The 24,116-nt window shown below is 43.3% G+C and carries 19 protein-coding genes and 1 pseudogene; 12 read left to right on the top strand and 8 right to left on the bottom strand.

What is annotated here, in order from left to right; translation table 11 throughout:
• Positions 1-435 precede the first annotated feature (435 nt).
• The 5 genes and pseudogenes from AB6C75_RS12440 (at position 436) to AB6C75_RS12420 (ending at position 4,400) form a co-directional block, all read left to right on the top strand.
• Positions 436-1,095 (top strand): HAD family phosphatase, encoded by a 660-nt coding sequence (locus AB6C75_RS12440; protein ID WP_102442037.1) that lies wholly within the window; start codon positions 436-438, stop codon positions 1,093-1,095.
• A 196-nt stretch (positions 1,096-1,291) separates the two neighbouring features.
• Positions 1,292-1,918: an HD domain-containing protein gene (locus AB6C75_RS12435; protein ID WP_372107907.1), complete on the top strand. Its 627-nt coding sequence runs from the start codon at positions 1,292-1,294 to the stop codon at positions 1,916-1,918.
• A 41-nt stretch (positions 1,919-1,959) separates the two neighbouring features.
• The gene (locus AB6C75_RS12430) at positions 1,960-2,451 is read left to right on the top strand and encodes a GNAT family N-acetyltransferase (protein ID WP_372107906.1); all 492 of its coding nucleotides are present in this window, start codon (positions 1,960-1,962) and stop codon (positions 2,449-2,451) included.
• A gap of 119 nt (positions 2,452-2,570) precedes the next feature.
• Positions 2,571-3,257 carry a DNA-3-methyladenine glycosylase I gene (locus tag AB6C75_RS12425; protein WP_017089701.1) on the top strand — a complete coding sequence of 229 codons (687 nt, stop codon included), beginning with the start codon at positions 2,571-2,573 and terminating at the stop codon, positions 3,255-3,257.
• A 257-nt stretch (positions 3,258-3,514) separates the two neighbouring features.
• Positions 3,515-4,400: pseudogene (locus AB6C75_RS12420) on the top strand (AEC family transporter).
• Positions 4,401-4,499: 99 nt separating this feature from the next.
• Here AB6C75_RS12420 and AB6C75_RS12415 read toward each other — a convergent pair.
• Together AB6C75_RS12415 and AB6C75_RS12410 are read right to left on the bottom strand one after the other, a co-directional pair.
• The gene (locus AB6C75_RS12415; protein WP_372107905.1) at positions 4,500-5,789 is read right to left on the bottom strand and encodes a hypothetical protein; all 1,290 of its coding nucleotides are present in this window, start codon (positions 5,787-5,789) and stop codon (positions 4,500-4,502) included.
• Between the two features lie 22 nt (positions 5,790-5,811).
• Entirely contained in the window at positions 5,812-6,054 is a 243-nt protein-coding gene (locus AB6C75_RS12410) for a hypothetical protein (RefSeq protein WP_372107904.1), read from the bottom strand.
• A 399-nt stretch (positions 6,055-6,453) separates the two neighbouring features.
• Between AB6C75_RS12410 and AB6C75_RS12405 the strand changes: the two genes are divergently transcribed.
• Positions 6,454-6,885: a hypothetical protein gene (locus AB6C75_RS12405; protein ID WP_244499065.1), complete on the top strand. Its 432-nt coding sequence runs from the start codon at positions 6,454-6,456 to the stop codon at positions 6,883-6,885.
• Positions 6,886-7,084: 199 nt separating this feature from the next.
• Here AB6C75_RS12405 and AB6C75_RS12400 read toward each other — a convergent pair whose 3' ends face one another.
• From AB6C75_RS12400 to AB6C75_RS12390, 3 genes are all read right to left on the bottom strand, one after another.
• Positions 7,085-7,603: a hypothetical protein gene (locus AB6C75_RS12400; RefSeq protein ID WP_372107903.1), complete on the bottom strand. Its 519-nt coding sequence runs from the start codon at positions 7,601-7,603 to the stop codon at positions 7,085-7,087.
• Between the two features lie 345 nt (positions 7,604-7,948).
• Positions 7,949-8,350 carry a hypothetical protein gene (locus tag AB6C75_RS12395; protein WP_009846182.1) on the bottom strand — a complete coding sequence of 134 codons (402 nt, stop codon included), beginning with the start codon at positions 8,348-8,350 and terminating at the stop codon, positions 7,949-7,951.
• A 28-nt stretch (positions 8,351-8,378) separates the two neighbouring features.
• On the bottom strand, positions 8,379-8,861 hold the full coding sequence (locus AB6C75_RS12390) for a MarR family winged helix-turn-helix transcriptional regulator (protein WP_012601155.1): 483 nt from the start codon (positions 8,859-8,861) through the stop codon (positions 8,379-8,381).
• 125 nt (positions 8,862-8,986) lie between these two features.
• On the opposite strand from AB6C75_RS12390, the gene AB6C75_RS12385 reads away from it, so the two are divergent.
• A complete protein-coding gene (locus AB6C75_RS12385) occupies positions 8,987-9,877 on the top strand; it encodes a DMT family transporter (RefSeq protein WP_372107902.1) in 891 nt (296 codons plus the stop codon).
• Between the two features lie 348 nt (positions 9,878-10,225).
• Positions 10,226-11,140: a DMT family transporter gene (locus AB6C75_RS12380; RefSeq protein WP_372107901.1), complete on the top strand. Its 915-nt coding sequence runs from the start codon at positions 10,226-10,228 to the stop codon at positions 11,138-11,140.
• Between the two features lie 108 nt (positions 11,141-11,248).
• Here AB6C75_RS12380 and AB6C75_RS12375 read toward each other — a convergent pair whose 3' ends face one another.
• The 3 genes from AB6C75_RS12375 to AB6C75_RS12365 form a co-directional block, all read right to left on the bottom strand.
• Positions 11,249-12,430 (bottom strand): MFS transporter, encoded by a 1,182-nt coding sequence (locus AB6C75_RS12375; protein WP_372107900.1) that lies wholly within the window; start codon positions 12,428-12,430, stop codon positions 11,249-11,251.
• 402 nt (positions 12,431-12,832) lie between these two features.
• Entirely contained in the window at positions 12,833-13,441 is a 609-nt protein-coding gene (locus AB6C75_RS12370) for a hypothetical protein (protein WP_102344501.1), read from the bottom strand.
• A gap of 1,014 nt (positions 13,442-14,455) precedes the next feature.
• Positions 14,456-16,468 (bottom strand): hypothetical protein, encoded by a 2,013-nt coding sequence (locus AB6C75_RS12365; RefSeq protein WP_372107899.1) that lies wholly within the window; start codon positions 16,466-16,468, stop codon positions 14,456-14,458.
• A gap of 242 nt (positions 16,469-16,710) precedes the next feature.
• On the opposite strand from AB6C75_RS12365, the gene AB6C75_RS12360 reads away from it, so the two are divergent.
• The 4 genes from AB6C75_RS12360 (at position 16,711) to AB6C75_RS12345 (ending at position 24,113) form a co-directional block, all read left to right on the top strand.
• Positions 16,711-21,567: a DUF1566 domain-containing protein gene (locus AB6C75_RS12360; protein WP_372107898.1), complete on the top strand. Its 4,857-nt coding sequence runs from the start codon at positions 16,711-16,713 to the stop codon at positions 21,565-21,567.
• A gap of 64 nt (positions 21,568-21,631) precedes the next feature.
• Complete coding sequence (locus AB6C75_RS12355; protein WP_371708279.1) at positions 21,632-21,811, top strand: Flp family type IVb pilin; 180 nt, start codon at positions 21,632-21,634, stop codon at positions 21,809-21,811.
• A 30-nt stretch (positions 21,812-21,841) separates the two neighbouring features.
• Positions 21,842-22,723 (top strand): Flp pilus assembly protein CpaB, encoded by an 882-nt coding sequence (cpaB, locus tag AB6C75_RS12350; RefSeq protein ID WP_371708280.1) that lies wholly within the window; start codon positions 21,842-21,844, stop codon positions 22,721-22,723.
• Positions 22,716-24,113, top strand: a complete 1,398-nt coding sequence (locus AB6C75_RS12345; RefSeq protein WP_102299841.1) for a type II and III secretion system protein family protein — start codon at positions 22,716-22,718, stop codon at positions 24,111-24,113. Before cpaB ends, AB6C75_RS12345 begins: the two co-directional genes overlap by 8 nt.
• Positions 24,114-24,116 lie beyond the last annotated feature (3 nt).

The raw sequence follows: 24,116 nt of genomic DNA, 5'->3' as shown, positions 1-24,116 counted from the left end.
GTCAAACCTATGCGAGTCACCCCAGCAGAGCTGGGGGTTTATCAATGTTTAATTATATTTTGTCCTTTAGTTCAGCCTTTTACTTATGACTTGGTCACACTATGATTGCAGGCTTCCGCAAATTGTTTTTTATAAGATTATGGTCACGCTAACGCGTCTGTAAGTTTATGAATTGTAATAGGAAGCTAGGCACTCAACCGAGATTTGTTATGTATGATAACCATTATTGTGTCTGTTAGAACCGCATGACCTATCAAACATCAGACTCATAACTGAACGATATTATTCCAACGCAAGTTAATCAGACCTCACCTCATCTAGAAGCATATTACCGATGCAATTCGGCATATTCTTACTGAACACTGACTCGCCTATCTCCAGGCACTATGTCAAAATACTCGCCCTCACGACGACAACACATAAAGAACCACGGATATGAATTTTCAAGCTGCTATTTTTGATATGGATGGACTGCTGCTCGACACCGAGCGACTTTGTATGCAGGTTTTTGAAGAAGCATGTCACGCGCAAGGTGTTCCGTTTTTGCAGGATGTTTACCTAGGCATCATTGGCTGTAACGCAAAAACCATCGAACAGATTTTTAGAAATGGCTACGGTGAAGGGCTAGATTACCCAGCGCTGAACAACGAATGGCGCACACGCTACAGTGCGATTGTTAAGCACCAAGCTATCCCAGTAAAAGACGGCGTGATTGAGCTTCTTGAGTGGCTGAAATCAAACGACATTCCAATCGCGGTGGCGACCTCCACTCAGCTTGATATCGCGAAAAAGAAGCTTGAGCTGGCTGGCCTAGATTCTTACTTCACCTCACTAAGCACAGGCTGTGAAGTCACCAATGGTAAGCCTCACCCCGAGATCTACCTGCTAGCGGCAGAACGCCTAGGTGTTGCCCCTGAAGCCTGCCTAGCGTTTGAAGACTCAAACAACGGTATTCGCGCATCAATGGCAGCCAACATGATCAGCTTCCAGATCCCTGATTTAGTAGAACCTTGTGACGAAGTAAAAGCGCTTGGACACACCATCAGCCCTTCTCTGCATGATGTGTTAGCGCAGCTTCAACAAGCCGCTGCATAAGCTCTGATTACCGTTGATAACGCTTTAATCAACACAGAATAACCTTTCTATTAAGCCGACTCACAGAGTCGGTTTTTTTGTGGGTATTCCTTTTATAAAAGATAAAAAATCACGCTAGAAACTGTTACAGTCGATGTGAAACTGATGCTAAGTGACAAGCAACATTGATAACGTCTAGAAAGGGAGAAAGAGACGCGTGATTGAAAGATTTGAAAGCCAACTGCTTGATTTTGCAAAACAAGAAATGACACAAGATGCCGCGCACGACATCAGCCATATTAAGCGCGTAGTCAAAACTGCCAAGGCTTTATGTACTCAAGAACAAGCTAAGCTTGAAGTCGTGGTGCCCGCCGCTTACCTTCATGATTGCTTCACCTTTCCCAAGAACCATCCAGACAGAGCCCAAAGCTCACAAATGGCAGCAGACAAAGCCATCTCTTATCTCAAATCTATCGAGTATCCTGCGTCCTATCTTGATGAGGTCCATCATGCCATTGTCACGCACAGCTACAGCGCCAACATCACACCTGAAACGTTAGAAGCTCAAATCGTCCAAGATGCCGATCGCCTAGATTCTCTCGGTGCGATTGGCATTGCTCGCTGCCTGTATGTGGGTCAAAGCTTTAACGCAGAGCTCTATAACCATCAAGACCTATTCGCTGAACATCGTGACTTGGATGACAAGCATTACAGCGTCGACCACTTCTACGTGAAGCTGTTTAAACTCGCTGAAACCATGAATACAGAATCCGCCAAGTTAGAAGCCAACAAGCGCACTGACTACATGCGTGGTTTTCTCTCTCAATTAGCGACAGAAGCTTAACGGCTTAGAAAACAGACACACGATAAGGAAGAGAAAAGGATATGGAAATAAACCGCTTTAAAGCATCCGACGCTGAAGAGATCGTCACTTGGTTTACATCCTTAGAAGACTACGTTCTATGGGGAGGGAGAACATTTGGTTGGCCGTTAAAAGCCGCCTCCATCATCGAGAGATCTCAAGAGCCACATGTAGAGCTTTACACATTCTCCACGCCTTGCACTAATGCCAATGACTTGCTCGGCTTTATGGAATTTCAACGTATGTCAGACAGTGAACTTCGATTCTGCCGAGTTGCGATTCACCCAAACCAACGAGGCAAAGGGCTTGGGCAATCCATGATAGAAAGTGCATTAGACGCTGCAAAACAAATACCGAATGTCACCACCATCAGCTTGGCGGTCTTTCAACAGAATATCGGCGCAAAACGTTGCTACGACAAAGCGGGCTTTGAGGTGGTAGACAAAGAACCGAGCGTCAAAGAATTCAATGGCAAAACCTGGCCCCTATATCAAATGGAATTAAAGCTCGGTTAGTATGTTTTACTCGGCTCGATCGTTTTAATTAACAGAATGATTTTAATTGCCAGATTTGACCCCATATCATTAAACATTGCTCCACACTCAAGATACACAGATGTAATTTGGAACCTTCAATGACCCAAGAAAAATTCGACACCATTTATCAACGTGCCACTCACCGTAAAGGCGGAGCGGCCGAGCTCGAAAAGATTGTTCGTGCGCCCCTTTCACAAGCTGAGCTATCACAAATCACAGACGACCGTTGGTTGGCCGCCTTTACTGAAAAGGTATTCCAATGTGGTATTTCGTGGAATGTGGTGAGAAAGAAGTGGCCGCAATTTGAAGAAGTGTTCTTTGAATTCAATATCGAAAAAATGCTGATGCTACCGAATGAAATGTGGGAACAGAAAGCGCAAGACCCGCGCATTATTCGCCACCTTACTAAAGTGATGACTATCCCTGCCAATGCCACCATGATCCACAATGCCAAGCGTGAAGCCGATTCATTCTCGCAAATGGTTGCCGACTGGCCATCAGAACGTATCACAGAGCTGTGGGATTACCTGAAAAAACACGGCAAGCGACTAGGTGGTAATACTGGTGCCTACACTCTGCGTCAAATGGGTAAAGACACCTTCATCTTGTCGTCGGATGTTGAAGCGCACCTACGCAGTACCGATGTGGTGGATAGCGGCCGTAACACCAAGCGAGCACAACTGGCAGCGGGTAAAGCCTTCAACGAATGGCAGCAACAGTCAGGTCGTAGCCTGAGCGAAATCAGCCAGATCGTTGCCTACAGCTGTGGTGATAATCGCGTTTAGTGGTCACCATAGTTAATTAAAGAACCCGTCCAGATTTATCTAGCCTTTAAAGACCCGTTGCGGATGCCACTGGTCTTTTTTGTGACTCATTCAAAGAAATGTAAATTAACCGCTGACAGACAACGATCTTCGGTGACGCCAAGTCATTATGTTGATAGGTTAATGTTTATACATCTCGATTTCATACGTATCTATAGCGCTCTCTAAAACATTCGTTTCTCCGCTAAATGGAGGTACTAAACCTAGAAAGGAATTCTATGTTCGAACAGGTCATCAGCATTCTGTTTCCCGTTTTTGCTTTAGCCAGTGCTGGCTTTGCGGTCGGTCGTTGGCTAAAGCCCGATTTCAAACCGATCAATCGCATCAACATGGATGTGTGCATCCCTGCGCTAGTGTTTGCATCGCTGACCACCATGCCTCTCGACACAGAGCAATTGCCACTCATAACCGCTTCTTTGGTCGCGGTGTTAGTGCCTGCTTTATTGATGATTCCGATCTGTAAGATCTTTAAGCTCAATTTCAAGGCTTGGGCTTGGGCTCCGCCACACATGTTCCGTAATAGTGGCAACCTAGCCATTCCCCTATTCACCTATACCTTTGGCGAGAGCGCACTAGCCCCTGCGGTATTACTATTTATGGTATCGGCATGTGTCCATATTAGTGTTGGCTTAGCGCTATTGAGCGACGGTAATCCGATCAAACAGATCCTCAAGATGCCAATTTTCTTAGCGGCTGCACTAGCGATGACGCTCAACCTGTCTGGAATTACCGTGTGGAATCCGATCTACGAAGCCACATCACTGCTTGGGCAAGCTGCCGTTCCTATTATGCTGCTGTCGCTGGGTTCGCAAATGGTCAACTTGAGACTGAGCGGATTAAAGGTCGGCTTGTTGTGTACGGCTCAATCCCTATTTACAGGGGCGATCGCTTTTACCATCATCTACTTCTTTATCCCGCTGCCGACGCTGCACTTACAAATGATGGTACTGTTCACCATGCTGCCACCCGCTGTGATGAACTACCTGTTTAGAGAGGTTCAATGTCGAGCCCCCTAAGGTCGCGTCCATGGTGTTGTTTGGCAACTTCCTAAGTGTGGTTACCCTACCAATCTTGTTGTCGTTCGCACTGTCTTTATCGAGTTGAACCCCAAGCTAAAGGAAGGTTTGTCATTCGTTGCAGTTATAAAAAATGGGCAGATAAACTGCCCATTTTTGTGTTCAGAAAGTTAGGAATTAGAGTTAACTACTTCCAGAATTGAATGCTATTGAAGTCTTTGTATTGCTTTGTCGCTGCATCATATTTCGCTTTCATTGCAGTAAACTCAGCATCCGTTAAACCAGAAGCTGATGTAGAGTCTAGCTCCACTGCCTGAAGAATATCAGACGCACTTTTTTTCAAGCTAGCAACCGACACTTTCTTACTGCCATCATTCGTAAGAGTAGAAGTGGTCACTTTCTTTTTACCAGCAAGGTCAGCGGCTGTTGCTGAACAATCCTTTCCTCGATTAAATCCAGTGTACCAAGTTACCGTTGCCTTACCGTCAGCAATTTGCTTAATCGTACAAGCATCAGGGCTCAGACCAACTAATTTATTAGCGTTATTGAAGTTATAAGCGATCAAATCAGACGAGGCTTTGCTAGAGTACGTGTCCTTTTGCTCAATATTGTTGTCGACAGAAGAACGCGCTAAACGGCTAACCGCTGCAGCAAAGTAGAAATCACCGTTAACATTAGAAGGCGCTACATGATCCTTTATCACCCAATGGAACGCTGTCTTTTTGTTGTCCAACGTAACTTTCGATCCGTAATGGTATGACACAGAGTTAACTATCGCTTTCTGACCATCGGCCATATCGTCAGCCCATTGATATGCCTTAAAGCCAATTTTAGTCCCGCCTTCTGGGCCTGCATCCACGTAATGTTCAACAGTGTACTTGCCGGCAGGGCTCGTCTTAACCTTAACGATATCACCGAGCAATTTACCCTTAGATGTGTACAAGAATGTATTAGAGATATCTAAACCAATAAGACTAATCTTATCAATTGTATATTGAGTCTCTTCACCGGTTCCGTAGCGTTTGAAGAAAACAAGATCTTCCGTTGTTTTCGCCATTGCTTTGTGTACTTTATCTAAATCAAAGGCACAAGTCGTCGCACCATCATCAGCTTCGAACGCAATCGTCGCGCCATCTTCAGCTTCGAACGCAATCGTCGCGCCATCTTTTGAAATCACGCACACTTTATTGGTTAATTTGAACTCTTTAGCCTTCGACACAAATACATCACTGTGTGCTGGCTTAGAATTAGCGAGGTCATCAATAGAAACTAGAGTTTGCGGAGAAGTGCTAGGGGAAAGTGTAAGCGCCTTATCTAAATTCATAAATTCAACTTTATTTTGCTGAATTTTATCTACAGCGAACTTTATCGCCGCCTTAGATTTATAGTAGCCCTGTAGATTAATATCTTCGTTTGCATGAACCATTGTCGCAAGTGAAGAAACGCCTAGCACTAGTGGTAATAGTGTCTTTGTCATATTTTATGTTCCTTCTAGTGGTTTATTTGGACTGACTTGGAGCTTCAAATCCAGTAATGCTTGCAGATGAGAAAACAACAGAGCTCAATTTCTGTACATCACCCACGCTAAGTTTAAGAACAGAACGCTCGGGCGCTTGAGTAGAAACCGCTGTACTGCTGCCAGTACCACTGCTGCTACCACCTTTAGTCGCACCGCCACCGCCGCCTCCACCACCGCATGCAGTAAGTGAAGCTAATAAGATTAAACCAACGATTTTCTTCATACATTTGTTCCTAAAACGAAATTTAGACCGCTTGTCTGTTTTCAATTAATTCAAGTGAGAATCAGAACATAGGGCGATACAAAAAAAAATTAAAATCGTTGTTGGTTATTGCAGTTATGTTTAATATACAACCATCAAGCAAAGGAATGGGTTATCGCCCCCCTATACAGCACAATCAAGATGGACAACAAGAACACACATTTTCTTTGACTTAACTTTCGAAGAACTTCATCGCTTTGGCGTGACAATAAATAAAGCATGACCAAGCGCTTTACTCCACTATTACTATCTTTTGTAAGTCATATGAAAATTAAAAATGTAATACCTCTACTGCTATGCCTCTTCTCTCATCAAGCTATATCTGCGGCAAATTTCACAACGGACTTTGTAGAACTTGGGATGCAAGCAAAGCCTATGGGGTTAAGCGTGGATGGTGGACGCGACATCAACGATAGCTTGGCAATTTTGGGCGGCCTTAGTACCAACACAGCCGAAGATGAAAGCAACTTTGATGCATACATCGGCCCTCAAGTTTATGGTCCAATAACTCAAGGGATCGACTTAAATACGCAGCTGCTACTCCATTTCAACAAAAACTCATACGCAGCTGGAGAAACGAAAGCTTATGTCGAATTTAATGCGGGTATTCGAGCGTGGATCACTCAGAGAGTAGAAGCCCATGTGCTTGCGGGTTCTAACGGAGAGCACTCAATCTTTACGTTTGGAGCTAGATTCCATGCCACAGATAAAGCCGTGTTTTCAGTTGCTTCCAAAAACAACGGTCTTTACGGCCCTCAATTACAACTTTCGGTTAGATACCAATTTAAGTAGCCACCTTTATAAACAACTTTCCGCTACTGTTGGATCTAACATAAAAATAGCGTCAGTAATTCAATACTGACGCTATTTTTTTATCTCTAATTCAGACACATCCTATTAGTTATACGCTTACCTAAAGTTATACGCTTGCCTAGCTATTGAGTTACCCATTGATATAGCGATGAACCGTGAACTACAAACATTCAGTGAACTATGAGCATTTATCCAACTTGAGCTCTGCTGTCACCTTAGTAAGACGTAGTGCAATCGCGAAACACACTAAGTAAGGACTCACATACCAAAAGATACTTTCTAGCGGCTGCTTTACCTGCGCTTCTCTGGTTTTTATATATTGGTTTTTCTGCTTTTCATACTGACTCAGCATACCATCCACCCACACCGCATCACTTTCAACTAACGACACGCTCGGCGCAGGAACCGTAAAATCCGATGCATTGGGTAACAAGGTGAAATCGACATCTTTAAACGTAATCGCCGTATTCAAGTACCACAAACACGCGTCGTGGTACTGAGCGTGATTATCTAAAGATGGCTGACTTGTACAGGTATCACTTCTCAGCTTATCCAAAGAGAACTGCTGAACCGATTCTAAAATCGCCACCGCTCTGGTTTGTTCGGTTTCAACCCAATCACCCGCCACCTTCGCTCTAATCTCAGACACGGCACCAAGCATTCCGATACCCGCTAAAAACGGCCATAAATAATCCATACGCTTCCATTTTCGCCGACTCAGGTTGAATCCACACCAAATTGGAATATGTAAGAGGAGCGTTAGTCCAAGTGACAGCAGAACAAAGTTCAAGGAGCTAGAGAGCATGAGCTCGCTATCGAAAAAGTTCTTCATAATGAGAAGCTTGCCTGTATAACCAAGAGAAATTTGATACTAGGTTCGATATAAGAAAAGTGTGTAAGAGGAAAGTAAAAACAGCACTAAGAATTGGTGTTAACGCTGTTTATTTGGGCCTATAACCACCGATGGCAGGGCTTAACCACTCGTTACTCAGAAATGGCTAAGTTGTTCAGTTGTTCACGATACACAAGATGCTAAAGGCGCTTACGCGCCAGACTTGAGGTAGATACCTACTTCTCTTAGCTGTGCTTTAATGTCTAACATTTGGACGTGCGATAGCACTAATTGGATCAAATTGAATATTGCTCCAGCGAACATCAAACCCGCGACATAACCAGACCATGCTTGGTGATCAACTTGATACAGAGTATTGAACGAAAGAACGAAGAAGATGAGACTGGAAAAACCAATAGCATACTCATTACAGTTGTAGACGTATGAATTCGTCGCGTAATCGTATTTGATTTTTACCTTTCCACCCGCTCTGCCTAGCTTAAGATTAAGAACATTTCCGCTAACCTCATATTCCAATCCATTAATTAATACAACGCGCTCTACTTTCTCAAGCATATCTGTTTTTTCCGTATTATTTTGAATACTGTCCATAGTCGTACCCTACTCAGTCACCTAAAAATTATTCGTAAGCGCTCAACCATGCTTTCAGAAGTTGATTAGCGTTCTTCTTCTGGCTCGCAGACAATGACTTAACCAGTTTTTTCTGCATTTCGACATGTTCAGTCATCATTTGGTCGATCAGAATAAGACCATCTTTGGTTAGCTGAACACTCACGCTGCGTCTGTCTTCTTTGCTGTGCTCACGACGGATCAGCCCTTTAGCTTCTAGTTTACCAAGGCGATTGGTCATTGCGCCTGATGTCAGCATCATCGATCCGATCAGTTCTGATGGCGTCAGTTGATAAGGCTTCCCAGAACGTCGCAACGTTGCCAACACATCAAACTCACCAAGTTTCATGTCGTAATTTTTATGCAGCTCGGCAACTTGCGTCTCCATATACTTGGCAATACGCATAATCCGGCCCATCATTGCCATTGGCTCAGTTTCTAACTCAGGCTTTTCCTTTGCCCATTGCTCTACTACGCGGTCGATAGCATCCATTTGCGATCTCGCTCCGTTATTAGTCTTGTTTACCTCAAACTAGTTTAACATAAAGATACTTTACAACCATATGATCTAGGTATACAGTTCATACAACTAATTATCTTAATATAAAGATATTTCATATGAACATATTATTAGCAATGATTCCCGCGTTCTTTTGGGGAACAACCTATGCTGTGACGCAATTTACGCTACAGGAATGGCCCCCCTTATTATTGGGTGCTTTGCGCGCGTTGCCTGCTGGTTTGTTATTGCTAGTAGTAAAACCGACACTGCCTCAAAAAGGCGAATGGCAGATCATTTTCACATTGGGTCTTATCAATATCGCGACCTTCTTTAGCTTAATTTTCGTGATGGCGTTGACGTTGCCTTCGGCAATCTCCGGTGTAGGTATGATCTCTGTGCCAGTGTTTGCGATGATCTTCCATTGGGTAGTAAAGAAACAGCGTCCGCAATTGATTCAAGCCTTGTCTGGTGTTGGATTAATCACATTGGCGTGGATACTGTTTAATCCAAGTCAAATCGCATTAAACCCAATAGGTTTAGGCGCCATGTTCGCTGCAATCATGTGTATCGTTATCGGCAGTAGCATTACCAAGTCACTGGGTAATCGCATGCACTGGTGGAAGGTATTAACGTGGCAACTGATTTTGGGTGGTACGATTTTATCTGTCGCGTCTGGCGTTCATGCGCTCATCGACCCACAGCCTTATGTTAACGCTGTGACTCATTTCGATACTCGTAACGCAATAGGACTTGTTTGGGTGATTGTCCTGAACACGGCCCTGGGTTACGGCATGTATGTGTGGCTACTACAACGTATGTCTGTGGTGGATTTCACCTTCGGTGGCATCGCTAACCCAATTGCGGGAATTGTGACGGGTATGATGTTGATGGGTGAATCCTTTACCCCACTCCAGTACTCGCTAATGACAGGCATGATCGTGATGTCACTGCTACCACAACTGATTCTTGCGGTAAAACAGTCCAAACAAGTTAAGCCTGTTACGTAGTTGAATCTACCGACTGTACTGAGAATAATAACGCGCCTTACATCTTATACAGTGATTTAAACGGCGCCTTTTGTTGCTACGCTGACAGCAATAAACCAAATAGCCATACTCGCCAAGTTGATCGTTTCTTAAACGAAATTAAACCTTACAAAGAATAATGCCTTTACTCAAGCTACCTAAATTGAATTTATTTTCTAAAAATAGATATATTAGAGATTATTTTTCCATGAAACATTGCAATTAGAGATAAAAAGACAAAATTTTTCTCCGACGACCTCCTTATACTGTGCCACGTCATTAAGGCGCCACAAGCCGATGATTTAAAATAATTATTAATGAGTAGTCACCATGAATTCGAAGTCGCTAACTATCTTGCTTTTTGTCTCTGTTTGCCTAATTTGGGGAACCACTTGGTTCGCAATGGAAGTGGCATTGCATTCTATCCCACCAATTTTTGCTACTGCATTGCGCTTTTTACTCGCAGCACCTCTGCTTGCGGTATTAGCGAAAGTCTTCAACCAGCCACTGCTGTTTCCTAAAGGCAAGCGTCAATGGTTACTGATTGTTGCGCTGATGTACTTTGCGATTCCATTTACTTTGATGATCTATGGCGAGCAATACATCTCTTCTGGTCTAGCGTCGATCATCTTCGCTAACATGCCGGTCGCTGTGATGTTGATGTCAGGCCTATTCCTAGGCCTACGATTGGCTAAGCACCAAATATTTGGTTTGGCTACCGCTGTTGTAAGCCTATGTTTGATCCTCGGTAATGAAATGCAGATGGGTGGCGATGACTACCTAGTTGGTACAGTTTGCTTAGGTCTTGCTGTGGCAATACACGCTGTTATGTATGTGTTAGTTCAAAAGCACTGTAAAGGCATCGAAGTACTGACGTACAACGCAGTCCCAAGTCTGATTGCTTCTCTATTCTTGTTCGCCGTTTCGGCGATGGGTGAAAGCGTGAATGTTGAATCCTTCACTTGGGATTCAATCTCAGCGGTATTTTACCTCGGCTTTGTGGCGAGTGTTGGAGGCATTGTTGCCTACTTTAAACTCGGACAAGTTTCGACGCCGTTCCAAGCGTCTATCTGCTTCCTGATTTTCCCTGTGGTTGCACTACTGATCTCTTGCTACATCAATGGAGAAGTGCTGTCTGAACAGTCACTGGTGATGATGATTCCTCTGCTTTGTGGCATCTTGTTGACTAAGGCACCAAAAGGAATCTTCAAGTTACGTGGTGAATTAAAAACCGCAAGAAGCTAATCCTACTGAAAGCTAACCCTACCGGAAGCTGACTAGATATTTCCATCTAGTACATACAAAAAAGCTCCAATATCACTATTGGAGCTTTTTATTAGTCTTTATCCAGAGTTAACGCCAGCTAAACATTCGCACTTCATTGCCCTCTTCGGGCTTCTTAGGGATGTTTAAAGACAACGCCAAAGATACCGCCGCCATCGCAGCACCTATGTAGAAAACCGTTGCAGGGGACGATAACCAAATCACCCCAAATACGACCGGAATAACAACCGCTGCAATATGGTTGATGGTGAAAGAGACACCTGCTGTTGATGCCATGTCGGCAGGATCGGCGATTTTCTGGAAGTAGGTTTTGATCGCTAATGCGAGTGCAAAGAACAGATGGTCAACAACATACAGCGCCGCCGCCCATTCCGCGCTTTGTACTAAACCATAACCGACAAACACACCAATCAAACCAACATACTCGAAGATCAGGGCCTTGCGCTCTCCAACCACACCGATAAATCGACCAATACGTTTTGCGAATAAGAAGTTAAACAGGTAATTAATTAAGAACAGTAGCGTTACGTCAGCAGCCGAGTAACCAAACTTCTCTACCATCAGAAAGCCAGCAAATACCGTGAAGATCTGTCTTCTCGCGCCACTCATAAAGGTGAGCGCGTAGTAAAGCCAGTAACGCTTTCTCAGCACCAATTTCTTATTTTGTTGAGTCTTGGTTTGAAACTCAGGAAAACCAAAGGTCATCACCAAAACTAGAATAAATCCAATACCGCCAGTAATGCCGTACACCCAAGCAAAATCGAGCTTCAGCTGTTCTAACATCACCCAGATTGAGCCATAAGTAATTAACGAGGCCAACGCGCCAACAGAGATCATTTTACCCAGCATCTCAGGGGCTTCTTCTTTACTCAGCCATTGGAGTGACAAAGACTGCTTGAGCGTTTCAAAATAGTGAAAACCCGTCGACATCAAAATGGTGGTCAGCAGTAGGCCAGTGAGTGAAGGAAACAAACCGGTAATCGACGTACCGACAGTGAGCATCGCCAGCGATATCAACATGAAGCGTTGCTCGCGAATGAACGCCAACACAAACACCACGGTAAAGGCCAAAAAGCCAGGGATCTCACGAACACTTTGCAATAAACCAATATCCGCACCATCAAAATTCGCTTTCTCAATAACGAAGTTATTAAGCAGCGCCATCCAGCTCGAAAACGCGATAGGGACAACAATTGAAATCAGTAATAAGAAGTTTTGCGGCGTTTTCCAATTCGTAACAGGTTCACTCATGAGTAGAATTTCCTTATCATTAATCCAACATCATACTCTCGTTTCATTAGAATCAACAAATGATTAACTCGGCATTTACAAGGTGAGCAACGAAACCTTTGATAGTAAAATTAGAATGTGGCGGTAAACGAGGAGGCTTTAAATGTCGAAAAAAATATGAATTATGAATTATGAATTATGAATTATGAATTATGAATTACACCATATCGACCTTAATAAGTGATGAGTAGCATTCATTCGGTGTACATAATGCATCCTCATAGCTCTACAATGACTGAAGACTGAATGGGTATTATAGATAAGCAGCAAGAACGAAAAAATCCTCATAGAACAATTCTATGAGGATCTGTATTCTTAACTTACAAAGTAGCAACCCTGAAAGGAATCAGGTTTACTTTTAAATCAAAAGTAGAACTTTAAACCTGTTACCCCAGACCATTGTTCAGATTCTTTATAAGTTTTATAGCTTGCACCTAACTCAATCGCAAAAAAATCAGTAAAGTTTATCTCGCCCATTAGCGAGTATTTATTCATCGTATTTTTATCAACGTAAGAGTAACGATAGCTAGGAGTAAAAGTCAGAAAGCTAATTGGGGTATATTTGAAACCAACATGCGCAGAAGGAGCATATTCACTAAACTCAAGTTTGCGTCGCTCTGCATCGATACGATTTACGCCAACAGATAAAAAAGGCACGACTCCATTGACATAGTTACCGTTAAACCCTAATCCAGCATAATGATCTCTAAACTGAGTTTTCCCGGTGCTCATCCCAGAGAATTCAGTTTCCACGAATACATTGTTAGTCAATGAGAAAGATAATGAAGCATATGCGCCCACAAGGTCTTGTTCTTCTTTTTCTGAAAACTTGGATCCTAAATATTGGTCCAAACCTTCATTTTGCCCACCTTGAAGACCAAAACTGAAACTATTAAAGTAATTCTGCTCAGCATGCGCGAAACTAGAAAACATGATAGGTAACGCAATGATTATTTTACTTATTTTTTTCATTATACATCCAGATATACATTTTATAAATCAAGGCTAAGGTACAACTTAGTTAGAGTGTATTCAATGATATTTTGTATGTATTTACATTAAATCTCATTAATAACTCATCACAATTTGAAATATACCCTAACAACACGTTAATTCTGTTAATAACCACTCATGACTAGACTTAATTCTATTTATTCAAGAAAGTTAACAGACACTGGTAAGATGTGCGACCAGTAAATATTAGATAGAATCCAACTGAATATAAAATTTATTAAATTCACTTTCATTAAATTATATATTTAATGAAGAAATCAAAGAATCCACCTACAACGTTGAACTATCAATGGTGAGAGAACCACTTATTAACATCAAATTGAATGACGTAAGAAGTACTATTTTCGATATTTATTTTAAGTCACAGTTTCATTTAATCGATAATGAATAGTACAATAAAAAATTCAACGCCAACAAAATCCAAGGTTTTAGCCATGCTCACTCGAATATCGGTCATTACTACTAGCTGTATTTTCATGTTATGGATAAATACAGCCTATGCTGATAATGAAAAATACCTCCCCCTAGATAGAAGTTGTTCTAGTATCGTTTGTAAGCATTCTATAGAAAATACTAGCTTCCAGTACGATAAAGAGGAAAACCTCGTATTCTCTTCGGACAAAACTTCTAACATGGATAAGATATCATCATCTTTATACGTCATTTTGGAGAATAAAGAGGACAAAAATAATAATGATATAGACACCATATTGGATGTAGTAGAACTTTGGGAGGAGTAAAGATCAGGAGGAAATTTCACACAACAACTTACCTTGAATTCCGATAAGGTAAATAGGTTCAAAGAACACCAAAAAAGGCAATATCTAAAACAGAAAAGCGCAATACAACACTTAAGTAATACCACGCTTTTAATTTCAGATAGAACTAGTAGCAAGGAAAAAAGTCAACCAAACACATAAGTTGACTTCCAAGCTCAACAAAAAATGTTCCCCTTCCATTGAACTATTAGGCTTACAGCGCCTTATAAAAAGTTAGCCATTCACCTCGTTCTAAGCCACTGACGTGCACACCAGAGATGCCACTTGAAGTTGTCGCATTGGTCGGAGAAAACGAGAGGTTTACGTTTTTGAATTGATCGGAGATTTCACTTTCCGTGCCCGTTTGAGAAAGAATGTAACCCAAGTTGGTTGAACTCCAATTTGAATTGCCGCTGTCTTCCCACTTTTTGAGGAGTTCTTTGGTCACCAGTTGGCTGCCAACTTTTAGAGCCGGGCCGCTGATATTTCGGAACTGATAATAGTCCGCACCCGAAGAAGTTAACGCAATCACCTTATCTTCTAACACATACAAAGACTTGATAGCATTGTTACTCAGAGACTCTGTTACAAGTAAGGTTCTCGTCATGTTATCAACGATATAAAGAGAACTTGCTGTGGTAATCGCACTGGTTTTTCCGTCTCGCGATGTCGCTATCTTGCTAATAGCAGAATCAACGGTCAGCTCCCCAAGTACAGTTTGTTGTATCGAGTTAGACACCCACTCAACCTTATTACTATCCAGCCCCAACAATATCTGTTGATTCACGACAATATTGGCTGTTTTAAGGTTTAACTTATCAATCGTCATCTTAGTGGATAGGTTAGCCGTATCGATAACTTCTGCCGCTAAGCTGCTGTTTGAAAGGTAATTCTTATAGACAACCAATGCTTCACTTTCATCATAAGATGGCATGACTTGCGAAGAGGTAGCTTTCAAGGCGTGACTCCAGCTTTTCATTACTAGCTTATTAGCACTTAGCAATTTGAGTTCTTGCTGTGAGTATATCGAGCTTCCGGTATTTTTAATCGCCAGTAACGAGCCACTTTGTAACAGAGGAACCACTGCTGCGAAGTTATCATTGATGCACGACTCACTCGATTTAGGCGGCACGGCTGGATTAGGTTTTGGAATGGGTGGAAGCGTACCGCCACTACGACTGCTGTATGTATCAATCGCAAAAGCCTTCACGCCAACATTGTTATTATTCGAACCATTGAGGCTTGTGAGGAAAACACCATTAGCGCCTTGGCTATTACAAATATCACTCGATGTGGGTGAGACGTAAGCGGTCGGTTTGTAAACCTTGTATGCCTGAACACCATTTAACGCAGGAACTAACTGAATGATTTCACTCGAATCTACCGGTATTTCTCCGCCTCCAGTGCCACCTCCGTGATCGTCATCATCGTCATCATCGTCATCATCGTCATCATCGTCATGGTCGTCATAATCATCGTCGTCGTGCGAACGGATACTAACCAGACCAGAAACCGCTTGAGATGCAGGGTCACCATTGATTGTCACCGGCTTATTGCGTGAAGAGCTATCAATTTGCATAACCACATCATTAGCCGTTAAAAACACAATCTGACTGCTCGCTGGATTCAGAGCTATCGACTTCGCACCAGACAATTGCGGTACCGATTGTGAACCGCGAACAACCAAAGAGTCTTCAATTTGTAGATGCCGAGAAACCGTACCAGCAACGTCAATATTAGATAAGTCCAAAGTTTTATGTTCTATCATCAAATCAAGAGCATGCGCAATATTGGTATAAGAAGACTGCTTACCGTCACTTTGCGCCTTTTTCAGTGATTTTAACAACAGATTTGATAGTTCTTTAGACCCATGAGTTGAGTCCAGCACACTAAAATTGATGCCAACATGATCGCCTAACTTACTTTGAAGCGATGCCTTTGCTTGCTCTACATCGTTACTTACCGTTGGGTTAAACATCATCTCGCTATGAATCAAACTAGTGAAAGGCGTCACCACTTTCATACCAGGAGAAGCAGTCAAAATTGCACCATCATATTGCCTTTGCTGTGCGTACCCAGAAACATCAGCAATCTGTTTCTCTTGATCACTGCATACGCCATTCAGATCTGCATCAGCGCATACTAATGAATCTAGAAATACATAGCCTGAAGCCGTAGACCCAACTGGGTTTTCGCTATCAGAACTACCTCCACATCCAGAGACCATTAAGACACTAGATATTGCTAGTGACAATTTGCATATTAAGAATTTATTGTGCATTTTTTCGACCGATTCACCTAGTTTATGATTTTATTGATAGTATTTTATTTTGCTATTAAATCACTTAACGAAATAAAAGATCAAATGATATTGATAATTACTATCATTTAAATTAATATCCTCCGCCTTTCCTATGGGTAATTTATAAATTATTTGGAGTTCAGGTGGTAAGGAATCCATACAAATTAATGAGTGTTTCACTCGTTTCCACAATGCTGATTGCTTGTGGCGGAGCAGAGTCAGATCCGAAGCTCAAACAGTCACAAACTAAGCCAAGTTCTCAGAATATTTCGGGCATAGCTTTGGATGGTTATTTACGCAACGCGAAGGTTTGTTTAGACAGAAACAGCAATGCCATGTGTGATTTTGCTGATGGAGAAATTGCCACTACGGACGCCGAAGGACGATTCCAACTAGACGTCGACAATGATGTCGCCCAATACCCAATATTGGTCGAAGCGGTTGCCGGTATAACCATCGATATGGATTCACCGAATCAGCCTATTGAATCCGGATTTACGCTAGAAGTACCGAGTAGCAATTCGGACGTGATTAGCCCCGTGACGTCTCTCATTGCAAGTGTATCGAGAACCAGTGGAATCAGTTTTGATGAAGCAACCCAGCTTGTAGCCAGCGACTTAGGCATCGATAAACAACTGGCTGTTGGTGATTATTCCGCATCAAACTCAACCAAAAGCCGTGAAGTACACATGTTTGCGCGCGGTGTTACTCGCGTACTTCAAGAAGCACAAATGGCCTCTGTTGATGCAGGTGTCGACCAAGTAAATGCTCGAAAAGGATCTATGTACAAGCTGGCAGAGCTTGATTTAACAGAATTTAAAGCCAAGACCGATTTGCTGTCTCATGGCGCATCAGGAACCGATAGCGCATTGAAACAACTTGGTAAGGAATACCGAGACCAACTCAAAGTTTCCCAAGAAGACATCGATGGAAATGAAATCATCACTAGGCCGCCAGCGCCTAAGCACGGTCAAGTCAATGATGCCTCAGACACCTTCGATTGGCAGCTTGTGCGTGGCTTCACTCACAACACAGATTACGAATATTCATTGGATTCAGGGAAGACTTGGACAACGGTAATTCGTAAGCCGATTGTTGTAGGGAAACTGGCGTTCGACAAAGGAGCCGTTCAAGTTCGAGTTGCTGCGTCTAACGTTCGTAATACCCCTGCCGGAAAGTCCATGCTTTCAGACAAAGCGTTTACGCTAACGACAGTGCCTGCTGCTCCAGCCTGGATTAGTGTGAATAACGCGATCAATCAATTTGATTGGGCATTTGTCGACTCGTTTAATGAACTAGGTTTGTATGAATATTCATTAGATAACGGCTCAAGCTGGACAAAAGCGACTGAAAAGCCTCAAGACATTCCAGATCTAGATATTCCAGTTGGACATCTAAAAGTTCGTGTAGCCAAAGATGACTCGCTAGGTCACCCAACAGGATTAAGTTCAGCATCAGAACAATCGATGACGGTAACCCCAATCCAACCAGTAAAACCGGTATTGGAATTTGCTAACGACAGCACCAATCAGATCAACTGGCTTTGGGTTAATGGATACAACGACCCATCTTTCTACGAGATTAATCTAGGTAATGGTTGGCAGGACGTCACCGCACTGCCGTATCTTGTTGGCAATGTTTCACTTCCTGCAAACACGATTTCGGTTCGCGTTAAGTCAAATGCACTGGATGCCCGCCCCGCGGGAGTTCCGTTGGTTATCAGCTCTGTATTCACTCGCTCAGAAAATCAACCTATAGCACCAACCTCACCGATTGTTGACGATGCAGAAAACACATTCGCATGGACAGACGTTGAAGGATTTACGGGAAGTGATTTCTACGAATACTCTCTCGATAGAGGCATTACTTTTACCCCTGTAACTAGCAACCCACAGGCTATCCCAGATGAGACGTTTGCCAAAGGGCAAATCTGTGTAAGAGTAAAAGCAGGTACCGATCCTCAACATGATCCTGGCGAAGCGCTGTGTTCAGACAAGGGCTACTCTGTTACTCCTAGTATGCCTGCCGCACCGACATCACCAATCTCTCATGACGGATTAGATACATTTGACTGGACGTTTGTTACCGGGTTTTCAGAGGTAACGGATTACGAGATCAATGCGCTTAACACAGGTTGGACAGTCGTTACCACAAAGCCATATCAGCTAAATGACCAAGCTTACGCTATTGATTCAATCCAAGTACGCGTTAAACGAGATCCGATTACGGGTCGCCCTAGTGGTTCAGAGTTGACGAACGATATGGCGTTTAATGTTCGTCCGTCAGCACCAATTGCCCCGGCGGATCTGGTGGTTAACGACACAAATAATACTCTCGATTGGACATACTTCGGCGAATTCACTCAGCCCGAGCACTTCGAAGTCACACTCGACTCCGGTTCAACTTGGACAAAAGTAACCGCTAAGCCTGTAGTGATTGGTAATATCGATAAAAGTATCGGTGAGGTTCAAATACGCGTCGCTCAAAACAAGACGAATGGCATGCCTCATGGCGTAGCAGCATTAACCACACAAGCCTTCACTAAAGTGTTTGAGATTCCAGCACCAACATCGCCTGAGATAACCAACACTTTCACTGGCTCAAACCAAATCAAGACCAATGGTTTTGAGTGGGACTACTTAACTGCCAACGTTGATGGCCAGTCTGTTCGCTTTGATGAAGCCGAATACTATGAGTTCACCAATGACCAAGGCCTCACTTGGCACCCTGCTATTTCGAACCCACAGTTCATTGGCCCTGAAGCGTATGACAAAGCCAATGTCGGAGTTCGACTAAAGAAACAAGCAAAAGAAGGCGTTTCCAATTCAGTCAGTGACACCCTTTGGGCTACAGATGCTAGTAGTCGCTTCACTGCATTAAAATTCGTACCGATGAAAACCCGTTCGCAAGCCGCTGATTTTGGTTACGGTGGCTCATGGAATTCCTACTCCCTAAATTGTATTGCTGAATACGATGACAAAGGACAAGGGGAACCGAGGTTTTGGACGAAGCGATTCTCTTCAGAAACCGATACCGTCTTCGATGAAGTCGCACAACTGGATGATTGTGATATCGCTGGTTGGACGCTTCCAGACACCAATGAAGTGATTACGCTATCGCAACGAGATCCTGCAACACTGCCATCAAATCTAAGAAGTGGTGGTTACTTGGTATCGAATCAGTCAATGAATATATTAGCGGATAAAAATGGCGTCGCTGTCACTATCAACAAAGGCCAGGAATCTGTTGAGCAATATTATTCAAAATACGCATACCCTAAATGGGAATTACCGCCTGGAGCGCAGCTAGTTAGTCACATTGATGCTTCAACAACTGCTGTTGAAACCCTACTCAATACACAAAGTTCAATAGTAAAGGCGGCTGAGGCTTACCTAACAACATGGTTAGCAAACAATCAGAAAAAAGCGCAAAGCTACGCGACTTTAGAAACCCAAGCACAAGCTAAAGCTGTTGAACTGGCGGCCTTTACTAAACCATGGTTTGACGAACTGAGTGCAGTGAGCACGAAACTCACCATTTACGACTTTCAAGTATCGGTTGCTCAAAGCCGCACTGATACGGAGAGCCTTGAGTTCATTACCAAAGTAAAAGCTTACAAAGAAAAAGCAGCCAAACTACAGCAAAACTCGAACGGGTTAAATGCACTGGTAGAAGGCGCTAAGTTTGCTCAAAAAATGGCGTTCATCCAAAAAAAATCGGTGATGCTAACCGATGCCGCAAGCGCAATAGGCTCAGCTTCATTGGCTTCAGAGCTGCATCAAGCAAGTTTGGACCTCTACAGTGCCATTTCAGTATTAGAGAGCCAATATGAGCAAGTCGCTGACTTTATTACTCAACTGAATACAGCGACCAACGGAATTGGCTCTGAGTTTGATTCGCTCATCGCTCTATATCAAACACTTATCAAAGAGATGAGCACAACAGCCACACTCCACGATCTCGCTCAATCTAAGGTGTTAGCAAAAGATGGACTAAAACAAGCGGCAGACAATGGGTTTAGTGTTTCTCAAGCCAACGCAATGGTAAGTAATCGCTTCGCCAAGTTGGATGAACTAGGGAACTACCTGACAAGCGACACAACCTATCAACAAGGTTGGCGCTGTGTTGAAGACACGAAAATTTCAGGAAAACGTCGAGTATGGGCGCTGCTCAAAGATGGACTACCGCATGGTGCTGACGATCTTGCCTATGATGCTTCAGCGACCGGATACGCCAGCATACTAGGCAGCAACGAACTACTCGCTAGCACTAATAACAACAAGCTGTGTGGTTTTAGTGACTGGGAAGTTCCGCACTTAGCACAGCTGCTGTCGATTAACACCAAAGCTGTCGAAGGTTCAAATTCGAAAATGACCTTGGATACAGACGTATTTCCAAATTACTTGGGACTCAAGCCAGAATACGACAAATCTTATTTAGATAATGGAACCACGTTTTATTACTGGTCTAGTGCAGCAAGCGGTGATCAACAATACATCACAAGTTACGACACTAAAGAAAGTAGCCAAACCTTAGATAAAGCTCGTACCGATGGTTCTGAAGACAAAGTCGTCTTAGCTCGATTATTCAGAGAAAAGTCTGCTAATTATCAGTATCTAAATGCGCAAGGAACGGTAGTAACCAACCGACAAAATGCAGTGTGTGCTCAAGACACAGACAGCAACTTGGTTTGGCAACTCTTCTCTCGAGGTGATAGTAGCCGTTTCAAGAAATACGTAGATATTGCCCCTCTTATCACAGCACAAAATACCAAGAGTATTTGCGGAAAAGCCAATTGGCGTTACCCGACAAAAGCTGAACTGTATAGATTATTACCACTTAATAACGAAGTATTTGAGTTCAACGAAGCAACTGGTGGTAGCTATAACTACTACATCACCAGCGATGCTGCCGACTCACAATATAACCGTTTCGTCGGTTTGAACATGAATACGATGGTGGAAACGCAAGTGTTGATAGAGACCCATTCACCAGCTTATCTATATCGATTAGTTGCAGACTAACGACACCTTTATTAATTATCACAGCAGCCTCAACTGAGGCTGCTTTCATCTAGGAAATAACAACATGTTGAACAAGAAAAAGCAGCGCGGCGCGGCCGCTATCGAATACGCAATTCTCGCAGCAGCAATGTCTGTGGTCTTGCTTAATTTTGTAGGCGGCGAAAATGGTGATCTAACCGAAGCCATTACTGGCGCTTACCAAACTGTCGTCGATCAGCTCAAAAACGCTCAAACATCAGAATAAGCCCGTTTACCGTAAATTAAAGGAATAGTTATGACTGCTAAGCGACTCATGTTGCTGTCGTTATTTTGCTCGGTGCTCGGATTGTCCGTTTTACTGTTGAGCCAAACCAATAGCGAGTCTGCGACCACCTCTTCTAAACAAGCCGCTAAGCAAACGGTCAAAGTGCTGGTTCCAACTCGTACGATTGAGATAGGCCAAACCTACACGCCAAACTCGTTTCGATGGAAAGAAGTTCCACAGCAAGAGTTAGAGAACTACATCGACCACGTGGCACCGGAAGATATTTCTGCCGACCACACGATGTCAGGGCTTGCACGCACCAAACTCGTCAAAGACTCAATATTGTCGAAAGCCGACATTACCGAACCCGAAGGTGGCTACTCGCTCTCATTGAAGTTACAACCAGGCTATCGCGCGATTTCAGTCCCTGTCGATCAAGTCACGTCTAATTCAGGCTTCATTGAGCCGGGCGACCGAGTGGATATTCTCCTACTCGGTTCACAAGATGGTGAGCTACTTCGTTATGGCAATTCATCTCAAGGATTGTACGTTACAACGATAGTTCATGACGCAAGAGTCTTGGCATTTAATAACAAGCAAACGGCAGAATCTTATCAAAAGGCTCGGGAATCGAATGGTTTCGAAGATGGTATCCCTGACGACAGCAGTGTCTCTTTAGAAGTGACGCCCGAACAAGCAAACCAAGTGGTTCTTGCGAAACAATTAGGAAAGTTAACGCTTGTATTACGCGGGCAAAACGAGGCTCAAGATCAACCTCAACACGCAAATGCCGTGACGCTAAAAGTCATTTCTCCAGACACAACTCAGGTATTACCTGACGTGGGTTTAGTGGAATTTAGAGCCGAAAATAAAACTGTTAAAACTAATACTGGAGCTGATAACAATGGCTAATATCTGTCGTTGGTGGGGTGTTCTCCTGCTATCAAGCCTATGTGTCTCTTTTGCATCTGCAGCATCAACATTTGATGTCACGATCAATGAGGCGAGAATGATTCGCTTACCTGAAAAAGCGAAATCCATTTTCATCTCTAGCACCCATATCGCTGATTACCAAACCTTAACCAATACCAAGGTGATGATATTCGGTAAGCGAGCGGGCAGCGCTACGATCACCGTTTTGAATGAACAAGAACGCGTGATTTATACCAACAAGATTCGCGTCACGCATAATAGCCGTGAGTTCAATGAACTGGTTAAAAACAAGTTCCCAGAAGCGTCAGTCAACGCTGAATCTCTGGGTGGAAAGTTATGGCTTAAAGGTCGTGTTCCCTCTCCGATGATGGCACACAATATCGTATCGCTCGCGAAAGGCTACTTATCCCCTATTGTCGGTTCTACCGAACAACAAGAGAGCTCGAATTCACAGGGAAACAGTAACAACAGCAGTAATTCAACCAATCAAAATCAGCAGACTCAACCCAATGATGATGAGCTGATCAATCAATTGGTTGTCACCATGCCAAATCAGGTCAACATTCGTGTAAAAATCGCTGAAGTCTCAAGAAATGTATCCAATAAGTTGGGCATCAAATGGGGTTCAATCGCTGGCGGTGTGGGGCAATTTTCGTTTTCAAAGCTGCCTAATGTCAGTAGTTGGGGCAAGCCGAGCATTACTGCTCTGATTGATGCGCTAGCAACCAACGGCATGATGTCTGTGCTTGCTGAACCTAACTTGACCGCAATGTCAGGTGAAGATGCTGAGTTTTTGGTGGGTGGGCAAGTACCGCTACCACTGATTACGGCTGACACCACTCAGATTGAATACAAGGATTTCGGTGTGAAACTGAACTTCACCCCAACCGTGCTCAGCCAAAACCGTATCAGCTTAAAAGTGAACCCCGAGGTCAGTAATGTCTCAATCGAAAGCCAACAAGTGATACACGGAACTAACTTCCCTTCTTTTACCACTCGTAGCGCCTCCACCACCATTGAATTGGCGAGTGGGCAGAGCTTCGCTTTAGGCGGGTTATTGAAATCGGAAGACATTGAACAGCTACAAAAAGTACCGCTTATCGGTGAAATACCGGTTCTCGGTAGCCTGTTCCGCTCGACTGAATTCACTCGTAGAGAAACAGAGCTGATCATCATTGTAACGGCTTACCTAGTTCAACCGACTCGTTCGGACTCAATGCCACTCCCAACCGATGGTTTAATCCCGTTGAGTGATGTTGAACGATTACTGGCACTGCCGAGAATTCAACGTAAAAGAACGTTTAGTCAAGACACATACACCGACAACCAGAAGCCTCGCTTACTGGGTGACAACGGGTTCTACTACTGAGGA

It is taken from the genome of Vibrio sp. 10N.237.312.B06 (genome assembly GCF_041464685.1).
In the GTDB taxonomy this organism is placed as follows: Bacteria; Pseudomonadota; Gammaproteobacteria; order Enterobacterales; family Vibrionaceae; genus Vibrio; species Vibrio tasmaniensis_A.
Note: the sequence above shows the minus strand (reverse complement) of the source record. Positions and strands in the feature narration are given on the sequence as shown.